Source organism: Acidimicrobiales bacterium (assembly GCA_035540975.1).
GTDB lineage: Bacteria > Actinomycetota > Acidimicrobiia > Acidimicrobiales.
Genome location: DATLFN010000065.1, coordinates 20709 through 30808, shown reverse-complemented (window position 1 = coordinate 30808; position 10100 = coordinate 20709). Strand labels below are relative to the sequence as shown.

Annotated in this window: 10 protein-coding genes; 7 read left to right on the top strand and 3 right to left on the bottom strand. The window is 75.5% G+C overall.

Going from position 1 to position 10100, the window contains the following annotated elements:
• Positions 1–134 precede the first annotated feature (134 nt).
• Positions 135–1388, bottom strand: coding sequence for an AI-2E family transporter (locus tag VM242_08180; protein ID HVM05134.1), 1254 nt, complete (start codon positions 1386–1388; stop codon positions 135–137).
• Between the two features lie 40 nt (positions 1389–1428).
• On the opposite strand from VM242_08180, the gene VM242_08175 reads away from it, so the two are divergent.
• The 5 genes from VM242_08175 to VM242_08155 all read left to right on the top strand — a co-directional run bounded on the left by VM242_08175 (position 1429) and on the right by VM242_08155 (position 7512).
• Complete coding sequence (locus tag VM242_08175; protein HVM05133.1) at positions 1429–1737, top strand: hypothetical protein; 309 nt, start codon at positions 1429–1431, stop codon at positions 1735–1737.
• Between the two features lie 7 nt (positions 1738–1744).
• Positions 1745–2989, top strand: a complete 1245-nt coding sequence (locus tag VM242_08170) for a Glu/Leu/Phe/Val dehydrogenase (GenBank protein HVM05132.1) — start codon at positions 1745–1747, stop codon at positions 2987–2989.
• An 89-nt stretch (positions 2990–3078) separates the two neighbouring features.
• On the top strand, positions 3079–4056 hold the full coding sequence (locus VM242_08165; GenBank protein ID HVM05131.1) for an AAA family ATPase: 978 nt from the start codon (positions 3079–3081) through the stop codon (positions 4054–4056).
• Between the two features lie 7 nt (positions 4057–4063).
• Entirely contained in the window at positions 4064–5209 is a 1146-nt protein-coding gene (locus VM242_08160) for a DUF58 domain-containing protein (GenBank protein ID HVM05130.1), read from the top strand.
• Positions 5210–5268: 59 nt separating this feature from the next.
• On the top strand, positions 5269–7512 hold the full coding sequence (locus tag VM242_08155; GenBank protein ID HVM05129.1) for a transglutaminaseTgpA domain-containing protein: 2244 nt from the start codon (positions 5269–5271) through the stop codon (positions 7510–7512).
• Between the two features lie 22 nt (positions 7513–7534).
• Here the strand turns inward: VM242_08155 and VM242_08150 are convergent, their stop codons facing one another.
• Both VM242_08150 and VM242_08145 read right to left on the bottom strand, forming a co-directional pair.
• Positions 7535–7765, bottom strand: coding sequence for a hypothetical protein (locus VM242_08150; GenBank protein ID HVM05128.1), 231 nt, complete (start codon positions 7763–7765; stop codon positions 7535–7537).
• Between the two features lie 50 nt (positions 7766–7815).
• Positions 7816–8022 carry a DUF3072 domain-containing protein gene (locus VM242_08145; GenBank protein ID HVM05127.1) on the bottom strand — a complete coding sequence of 69 codons (207 nt, stop codon included), beginning with the start codon at positions 8020–8022 and terminating at the stop codon, positions 7816–7818.
• Positions 8023–8145: 123 nt separating this feature from the next.
• On the opposite strand from VM242_08145, the gene VM242_08140 reads away from it, so the two are divergent.
• Positions 8146–9240: a type IV pilus twitching motility protein PilT gene (locus tag VM242_08140; GenBank protein HVM05126.1), complete on the top strand. Its 1095-nt coding sequence runs from the start codon at positions 8146–8148 to the stop codon at positions 9238–9240.
• Between the two features lie 16 nt (positions 9241–9256).
• A complete protein-coding gene (locus tag VM242_08135; protein HVM05125.1) occupies positions 9257–10060 on the top strand; it encodes a methyltransferase domain-containing protein in 804 nt (267 codons plus the stop codon).
• The last annotated feature ends 40 nt before the right edge of the window (positions 10061–10100 follow it).

Below are 10100 nucleotides of genomic sequence, written 5' to 3'. Positions count from 1 at the left end.
GTCCTCAAGGGACATGCACAGAACGGCGCTCGAAGCGCTTCTACGAGGCGACCTTCCCCGGCCACCATCGTTGACCGCGCGGCATCGTGAGGTCAATGCAAGAAAGTCCTTGACACCGGAGGGTGGATAGGGAATCACTGCCGCACCTCGGTGGTCGTGGCGTCGGTCGTCGACGACTCGCCGGTCGTCGACTCGCCGGCGCCGACCGCGGCGGGCTCGGCGGCGAGGGGGGCGGGGTCGGTGGCCGGCTCGGGAACGCTCGCGTCCGGCGGCTCGCCGCTCGCCGCCAGCTCGCTGACGGGCACCTGCTCGCTGCCGACCGTGGGCTCGTCCTTGAGGCGCCCCCGGCGCTCGTCGTAGATGTCCCGCCCGAGCACCTGGATGACGCCGGCCACCGGGATGGCGAGCAGGGCGCCCAGGATCCCGGTGAGCTCGACGCCGATCAGCACGGCCACCAGGACGACCAGCGGGTTGAGGTCCACCGTCTTCGACATGATCGTCACCTGGAGCACGTGGTTCTCGAACTGCTGGTAGACGACGAAGAACACCACGGTGGCGATCCCGAGGGCGGTGGAGTTCAGGAAGGCCACGATGACGGCCGGGATGGCGCCCAGGGTGGCGCCCACCAGGGGGATGAGGTCGGCGAAGGCGACCCACAGGGCCAGCACCGTGCGGAACGGGACGTCGGCCACCAGGAAGAAGATGAAGCTGGCCACGCCGGCGATCACGCTGATCAGGAGGTTCCCGGCCACGTACCCGGTGACCGCCTTGGCGCAGTCGGCGGCCACGTGGCGCACGCGCTCGGCGTTGGGCGGCGACAGCGCGCCCAGCCCGGTGCGCAGCATGCGCGGCCCCGACAGGAGCATGAGGATGGTCAGGACGAGGATCGTGAGCGTGGCGGCGACGGCGTTGCCGACGCCCCTGACGATGTCGAGGCTGTTGCGGCCCAGGTCGTTGAGCGCCTTCTCGAAGTCGTCCCGGCGCTCCTCGATCCGGCGGTCGAGGTCGAACCGCTGGACCAGCCCGCCGAGCGGGCCCTCGCCCGCCTTCGCCTCCTCCACGTAACGGGGGAAGTTGTCGGCGAACTCCTGCGACTGGTCCACGATCGGGGTGATGAAGGCGTACATCAGCCCGCCGACCAGCGACAGCCCGAAGAGGAACACGAGGATCGTCGCCAGCGAGCGGCGCATGCGGGCCCGGTGCTCGAGCCAGTCCACCGGCGGGCTGAGGACGATGGCGAAGAAGCCGGCGATCAGGATCCAGATCAGGATCCGCGACACCGCCTGCACGACGGTGATCGCCGCCAGCGTCGCCACCACCGAGCCGATGGCGGCCCAGATGGTGCGCCAGGGCACCGGCCGGGAGGGGGCGGCGGGCTCCGGCGACATCGCAGGCCAGCGTACCCAGGGGCTAACCTCGGCCTCCGACATGGGCCAGCCCATCGTGGTCACGCAGAAGCAGTCCTCGACCGACGGCGTCCTGCGGTTCGAGATCAACCGCAGCCTCACGGGCATGGGCCATGAGCGCTACACGTCGGCCGCCGACGCCACCGGCCCCCGGCCGCCCGACGTGCTCGCCAGCCGCCTCTTCGAGCGGGGTGGGGTGAAGGCGGTCTCGGTGTACTCGAACATGGTCATCGTCGAGCTGGCGCAGGGCGACCGTGGCGACGGGATCCTCGAGCTGGTCGAGCAGCTCTTCGTCCACTACCGCGAGGGCGTGCAGCCCAGCGTCCCGTAGGGAAGGCATGACGACCGACGCGTGGTCGGCGGTCCTGCACCGGCTCGACGACGCGGCGAAGCTCACCGACCTCGACCCCGACATCCACCGGATGCTCCGCACGCCGAAGCGGGTGCTGGAGGTGGCGGTGCCCGTGCGGATGGACGACGGCCGGGTGGAGGTGTTCACCGGGTGGCGGGTCCACCACGACACCACCCGGGGGCCCGGGAAGGGGGGCATCCGCTTCCACCCGGACCTCGACGTGCGGGAGGTCACCGCCCTGGCCGCCGACATGACGTTCAAGACGGCCATCGCCAACCTTCCCTTCGGCGGCGCCAAGGGGGGCGTGCGCTGCGACCCCACCGCCCTGTCGCTGGGAGAGCTGGAGCGGCTCACCCGCCGGTGGACGGTCGAGGTGTCGCCCCTCCTGGGCCCCGACCGCGACGTCCCGGCGCCCGACGTGAACACCGACGGGCGGGTCATGGCCTGGCTCATGGACACCCTGGCCATGATGAGCGGCGAGTCGCTCGGGGGGACCGTCACCGGCAAGCCACTGGCGGTGGGCGGCACCCGGGCCCACGCCGGGGCCACGTCGTCGGGCGTGGTGATGTGCGCCCGATCGGCCTTCGCCGCCCTGGGGATGCCCTTCGCCGGGAGCCGGGCGGTGATCCAGGGGTTCGGCAAGGTCGGCGGTCCCCTCGCCTTCCTCCTCGCCTCGGCCGGGATGCGGGTGGTGGCGGTGAGCGACATCGGCGGCGCGGTGTGCAACGCCGGCGGCCTCGACCCGTCGTGGCTGTCCGACCACGTCGCCGCGACGGGGAGCGTGGCCGGGTTCGAGGGGGGCGATCCACTCGACCCCGCCGCCCTCTGGTCCGTCGAGTGCGAGCTGGTCGTCCCCGCCGCCCTCTCCGGGGCCATCGACGCCGACGTGGCCGAGCGGCTGCGGACCAAGCTGGTGGTGGAGGCGGCCAACGGGCCGACGACCCCCGAGGCCGACGTGGTCCTCGACCGGCGCGGCATCGTGGTCGTCCCCGACATCGTGGCCAACGCCGGCGGCGTCACGGCGTCGTACTTCGAGTGGGCCCAGGATCGCCAGGCGTTCGCGTGGGACGAGGACACGGTGGCCGTGCGGCTGCGGTCGTTCATGGACGCCGCGTTCACGTCCGTGTGGGCGCGGGCCGACACGCTCGGGGTGTCGCTGCGCCGGGCTGCCTTCGCCGTGGCGGTGGAGCGGGTGGCGGAGGCCATCTCGGCCCGGGGCCTGTTCCCGTAACGACGGGCGAACTACCCTTCTCCCCGAGGCCGGGTGACGGGGGGACGGATGCCGACGAGGTCGACCGACGTCACGCGGCGGCCGGCTCCGTGACGACCGGGGAGGCGGTCCCCGCCCGGGCGGCGGACGAGGTCGCCACGCTCTTCGAGTCGGTCGTCGCCAACGTGGCGCGCGTCGTGCACGGCAACGACGACGCCATCCGCCTGGCCCTCGTCGCCATGGTCGCCGAGGGCCACGTCCTGGTGGAGGACGTGCCCGGCGTCGGGAAGACGACGCTCGCGCGGGCGCTGGCCGCCTCGGTGCACGGCCGCTGGCGGCGCATCCAGTTCACGCCCGACCTGCTGCCGTCGGACGTCATCGGCATCACCGTGTTCAACCGGGAGCTGGGCACGTTCGACTTCCGGCCCGGCGGCCTGTTCACCAACCTGGTGCTGGCCGACGAGTTGAACCGCGCCTCGCCCAAGACCCAGGCCGCGCTCCTCGAGGCGATGGAGGAGGCGCAGGTGACGGTGGACGCCACCACCTACCCGCTGCCCCGGCCGTTCATGGTCATCGCCACCCAGAACCCGTTCGAGCGCCACGGGACCTACCCGCTGCCGGACAGCCAGCTCGACCGCTTCCTCGTCCGGCTCTCCCTCGGCTATCCGGGCCGGCCCGCCGAGATGGCCATGCTCGACACCCACGGCGCCGAGCAGCCCGCCCCCGAGCCCGGTGCCGTCGCCGACCTGGAGGACGTCGAGGCCATGATCGCGGCGGCCCGGGCCGTGCACGTCGCCCGCAGCGTCAAGCGCTACATCCTCGAGGTGGCCGACGCCACCCGGGCCCACCAGGCGCTCACCCTCGGGACGTCCCCTCGGGCTGCCCTCGCCCTCCTCCGGGCGGCACGGGCCCGGGCGGTGGCGTCGGGCCGCGACCACGTGCTGCCCGACGACGTCCAGCGCCTGGCCGTCCCCGTCCTCGAGCACCGCCTGGTGCTCACGCCCGACGCCCGGGCGCGTGGCGCCACCCGCCGCGAGGTCGTGGACGACGTGCTGGCGTCGGTGGCCGTGCCCGTCGGCCGGGACTGACGGCGCGGTGCCGACCCGGAAGGGCTGGGCCCTCGGCCTGTCGTCCCTGGCGGTGGGCGCCGGTGGTCGGGCCCTCGGCGTCCCCGAGCTGTTCGTGGTGGCCGTCGCCGGGCTCGCGCTGGTGGCGGCGTCCGTCGCCTACGTCGGCGCCCGGCGGCCCCCGCTCGAGGCGACCCGCCGCCTGGCGCCGGGGCGGGTCACGGCGGGGAGGACGGCCCGGGTCGTCCTGACCGTGGCCAACCGGGGGCGGCGGGCTCCTCCGCACCGTCTCGAGGACGGGGTGGCGGCCGGGTTCGACCGGCCGTCGATGGGGGCCGGGGAGGTGGTGGGCCTGGAGTACCGGCTCGATGCCCCCCGGCGTGGCCTGGTCGACGTCGGGCCGCTGCGGATGACCGTGGAGGACCCGTTCGGCCTGGCGGCGCGCCGGGTCCCCGTCCTGGCGCCGAGCCCGCTGGTCGTCCACCCGGTCGTGGAGGCCATCGCCCTGCCGCCGGAACGTGCCGGTGCGCCCACCGCCCCGCACCCGGCGACCGCGCCCGTCCCCGGCGGCGAGCTCCACGGGCTTCGACCGTACGAGCCGGGTGACGACGTCCGCCTGGTCCACTGGCCGACCAGCGCCCGCCTCGACGCCCTGGTCGTGCGCCAGGACGAGATGCCCCGGCTGCGCCGCACGGTCGTGGCCCTCGACACCTCCGTGGGCGCCCGCCAAGGCGCCACCTTCGAGGCGGCCGTGTCGGCCGCGGCCAGCGTGGTCGCCGCCGCCTGCGCGGGCGACGGGACGGCCCGGCTCGTCACCTCGGCCGGGCTCGACTCGGGCAGCGCCGGCGGGCACGCCCACCTGGAGGAGGTGCTCGACCTCCTGGCCGTCGTGCAGCCGGACCGGGCCCGGGCCGTCGGCACGGCGGCGGCGCTGTTGACGGGCGACGAGGACGTCACCCTCGTGGTGGTGACGACGTTGGCGGGGGTCGCCGGCGGGCTCACAGCCCTGGCGGCCACCCCCGGTGCCGCGACGATGGTGGCGGTGGTGCTCGCCGCACCGCAGGACGGCGTCGGCGGCGGGGCCGGGTTCGACGTGGTGGTCCGGGTCCCGCCGGGCGCGTCGTGGCGGGAGGCGTGGGACCGGATCGTCCCCCGGGGCGGAGCGGACCGGTGACGGCGGTCCGGCGGCGGCCCGCGGCGGGAACCCCCGTCGTCGGGTGGGAGGGGCGGGCGGTGGCCGCCCTCGCGCTCGTCACCCTGGCCGCCGCGCCGGGGGTGCGAGGGTTCGTGGGGGACGAGCCGTCGCTCCTCCCGGTGCTCGCCGCCGCCGCCGTCGTGCACGCGGCCGCCTGGGGGTGCCGGCGCCGGCTCGGCAGCCTCGGCCTCGGCGCCGGCTTCGCCGCCGCCGCCGTCGTCACCGCCTGGACCGTGTTCCCGGGCACGACCACCCTCGGCGTCCCGCTGGCGGGGACCTGGCAGACCGCGGCGTCCGCCCTCCGGGAGGCGCTGGAGGCCTTCGGGACGGGGCTGCCTCCGGGCAACGACGAGGCGGTGGCCCTCCGGGAGGGCCGCATGGCGCTGGCCGTGGGCTTCGCCGCCGTCTGCGCCGTGCTGGCCGACCAGACGGCGTTCCGCCTCCGCCGCCCCCTGTTCGCCCTCCTGCCCTCGCTCACCCTGGTGCTGCTCGGCGGGCTGCGGGCCCCGTCCGGCCCGCCCGTGCACCTCTGGCTGGTGGCGGTCGGCGTGTTCCTGCTGGTCGACCGGATCGCGGGAGCAGCCGCGCCCGGTCCCGACGCTCCTCGGCTCTCGGCCCGCCTCGCCGACGCCGGCCCGGCGGCCGCCCTCGTGGCGGCGGTGGCCCTGGCCGCCGGGCTCCTCGTCGGGCCCGCCGTCCCAGGCTACGGCAGCGACCCGCTGCTCACGTCGGTGGCCCGCCGTCCCGGGAACGGGCCCGCCCGCCTCCAGGCCTTCGTCGACCTCCGGCCCACCCTGGCCCAGCGGTCGGACGAGGTGATGTTCACCGTCGACAGCCGGGTGCCCGCCTACTGGCGGCTCACGTCGCTCGACCAGTTCGACGGGCGCACGTGGACGCAGAGCGACGAGGAGGCCGAGCGCGGAGCCGGGGCGCTCACCGCGTTCGTCCCCGCCGACGGCGTGGTGCACGACGTCCGGATCGAGGCCCTGCGGTCGGAGTGGCTGCCCGCCGCCTACCGGGTCCACCAGGTCGAAGGCGCCGACCTGGTGGTGGCGGGCGACTCCTCGACCCTCCGGTCCTCGTCGGAGAGCCGGCCCGGGCAGCGCTACCGGGTGGTGTCGCAGGTCCCCCACCTCACCGTCCAGTCGCTGCGGGCGGTGCCGCCTCACGGCCGCACCCCGCCGGCGGCCCTGCGGCGCTACCTCGCCCTCCCCGACGACCTCGCCCCGTCGGTGCGGGCCGAGGCGTCCCGGGCCGCCGGGCCGGACGGGCCCGAGCCCCTGGCCGCCGCCCTGAACCTCCAGTCGTGGTTCCGGCAGCGCTTCACCTACGACCTGTCGGTGCCGCCCGGCTCGGGTGCCGGCGCCCTCGAGCGGTTCCTGTTCGAGACCCGGCGCGGGTACTGCGAGCAGTTCGCCGGCGCCTTCGCCGTCCTCGCCCGCGCCGCCGGCCTGCCGACGCGCGTGGCCGTGGGCTTCACCCCGGGCGACCTCGGCAACGACGGGCGTTACCGGGTGCGCGGGCTGCACGCCCACGCCTGGCCCGAGGTGCACCTGGAGGGCGCCGGCTGGGTGGCGTTCGAGCCCACGCCGGGCCGGGGCAACCCGACGGCCGAGGCGTACACCGGGGTCCCGGCCGCCCAGGCGTCGTCACTCGGGCTGCCGCCGACGGCGGCCGCGCCGACCGTGCCGGCGGGCTCCGGAGGCGTTCCGGCCACCGCCGCCACCGCGCCGGCGGCACCCGCCCCCGGCCCGCAGCCGGGGCCGTCGCCGACCACGGCGGTTCCGCCACCACCGCCTTCGTCCACGCCCGAGCCGGCCGGCGCCGACGGAGCGGGCGCCGGTCCCGTCGTGGCCGCCACGCTGGCCGTCGGCGCGCTGGCCGCGGGCGCCGTCCCGCTGGTGAAGTGGCGCCGCCGGGCGGCCCGCCGGCGGCGGGCGACATCGCCGCACGACAGGGTGATGGTGGCGTGGGAGGAGGCGGCCGAGGCGCTCGAGGAGGCGGGCCTGGGCCGCCGGCCGTCCGAGACGCTGCTGGTCCACGCCGCCCGGGCAGCCGCCGACGTCCGCCTTCCGCCGCAAGCCGCGGCGCCCGTCCTCGTCCTCGCCCGGCGGGCCGCGACGGCGAGCTACGGGAGAGCGGCCGCCGCCGCGACGGACGCCGCCGAGGCGGTGGAATCGGCCGCCGTGGTCACCGGGACGCTGGGCCGATCGGCACCGGTCGCCGCCCGGTTCGCCCGCGCCCTGGACCCGCGGCCGCTGTGGCGGCGGGCGCGGGGCTGACCCGCCCAGCGGGGGGCGACGGTCAGGCCGCGCCGGCTTCTTCGACGTAGTGGAACTCGGGGGCGTAGGCGTCGGGCTTGGCGACGGTCTCCGCGGTACGGGCCATCTCCTCCTGGAGCGCGTCGATGTCGGCCTGGATGCGAGCGGCGTCGCGTGGACGGCGCTGCACCTCGGCGCGCTCACGCTGTTCGACCAGCTCGACCAATTGGAGCTCCAGCCCGACGAGGTGGTCCTCGAGGCGGGGGTCGGTCATGGCTCAAGCCCTACCCAGGGAGGGGCCGGTTGTACCGCCGTCGGCGGTGGTCAGGAACCGCCGGATCGGCCCGTGCGCTCCTGGAGCTCGTCGATCCTCCGCGACGCGTCGGCCTTGGAGAGGTTGTCGGTGTCGACGTCCTCGCCGGCCTCGTGGGCGAGCGTCGAGAGGTACGACAGCTGGGGGCCGGTGGCCGGCTCGTCGCCGGTCACCCAGTCGTCGGGGTCCTTCTGGGCGGAGTCGGGGAGGTCGGTCATGCGCGCTCCATACCCCTTCCGCCCGCCGAGCGAACGCCCGTTCGTCACGACGTCATCCTGAAGGGTTGCTGAAGATCGTGTCCGGCCCCCGGGCCGGGGCGACCCGTCCCTTACACTCGGCGGGTGGCCCCCTCCGGAGCGCACATCGACTCCCTGCTGACGACCGTCTGGGACCTCGGCGGCACCGACCTGCTCTTCACGGCCGGGTCGCCTCCCCTGATGCGGGTGGACGGGGCCCTGCGCCGGGTCGCCAACGCCAAGGTCCTCGAGGCCAACGACCTCGACCGCGTCGTCGCCACCGTCCTCGGCCGCGACTTCACCGAGCAGTTCCGCCGCACCCGTCAGGTGGACTTCGCGTTCAGCTGGGCCAACAAGGCCCGGGTGCGGGGCAACGCCTTCTACCAGAAGGGGACGGCGGCCCTGGCGCTGCGGATCATCCCGTACGCCATCCCGACGATGGCCGAGCTCGGGCTGCCGCCCGCCATCGAGGAGTGGACCCGTCTCCCCAAGGGCCTGGTGCTGGTCACCGGCCCGACCGGGTCGGGGAAGTCGACCACCCTCGCCGCCATGATCGACCACATCAACAACCACCGGGCGGTGCACATCATCACCATCGAGGACCCGGTGGAGTACGTGCACCCGCACAAGCGGTCGGCGGTGAACCAGCGGGAGGTGGGGACGGACACCGACTCGTTCGCCGACGCCCTGCGGGCCGCCCTGCGCGAGGACCCCGACGTCGTGCTGGTGGGCGAGATGCGCGACCCCGAGAGCATCGCGGCCGCCCTCACCATCGCCGAGACCGGGCACCTCGTCCTGGCCACGCTGCACACCAACGACACGGCGCAGACCCTCGACCGCATCGTGGACGTCTTCCCGGCCTCCCAGCAGCCCCAGGTGCGGCTCCAGCTGACCCACACGCTCGTCGGCATCCTCAACCAGGCGCTGGTCCCCCGCGTCGGCGGCGGGCGGGTGGCGGCCTTCGAGGTGCTGGTGGCGTCGCCCGCCATCAAGAACCTCATCCGCGAGGGCAAGACGCGCCAGATCCGCAACCTGGTGGCCACCGGCCAGCGGGGCGGGATGTACACGCTCGAGGCCGCCCTGTCCGACCTCGTCGCCCGGGGCGAGGTCGCCTACGACGAGGCGGTGCTGTGGACCATGCACGCCGACGAGGTGAAGCGCCCGGTGCCGCTCGCCTCCGTCCCCACCGCCGGTCGCTGACCCCGGGCGGGAGGGGATGAGCGGTCCGGCCGCCGAGCGTTGGCGGGAGGCCCTGGCCCGCTGGGCGATCCCCGAGGAGATCCAGGCCGCCGCCCCGGCGCCGCCCTGGCGGTTCGACCCGGCCACCTTCGCCCGCCACGCGGCGCACGCGCTGTCGGAGGCGGGCGACCGCCCTTCGCGGCGCCGGGCGCTGGAGGCGCTCCCCGATGGAGGCACGGTGCTGGACGTCGGCGTGGGCGGGGGTGCCGCCTCGCTGCCGCTGGTCCCACCGGCGGGCCTGGTCGTCGCCGTCGACGACGCCGAGGGCATGCTCGACGTCTTCGCAGCTGCCGCCGACCGGATCGGGGTCGCCCACCGCGAGGTAGGCGGCACGTGGCCGGCCGTGGCCGCCACGGTCGAGGCGGCCGACGTGGTCGTGTCCCACCACGTCCTCTACAACGTGGGCGACCTCGTGCCCTTCGCCGCCGCCCTCACCGACCACGCCCGCCGGCGGGTCGTGGTCGAGATCTCCGAGGACCACCCCACGGCGAACCTCAATCCCCTGTGGCTGGCGCTGCACGGTCTCGAGCGGCCCACCACGCCCACGGCGGCCGACGCCGTCGCCGTGCTGGAGGAGATGGGGCTGGACGTGGCGTCCGAGGCGTTCGAGCGGGAGTGGGACCCGTTCGGCCCCGACCGGGCCGGGACCGTGGCGCGGGTGCGCGAGCGGCTGTGCGTGGGGCCCGAGCGCGACGCGGAGGTCGAGGCCCTTCTCGAGAAGGCGGCCGCCGATCGGCCGGTGCGGCGGGCCGTCACCCTGTGGTGGGAGGGGACCGCCTGACGCGGTGGCTGCCGATACGGCACGCGGCCCCCAACCTGTA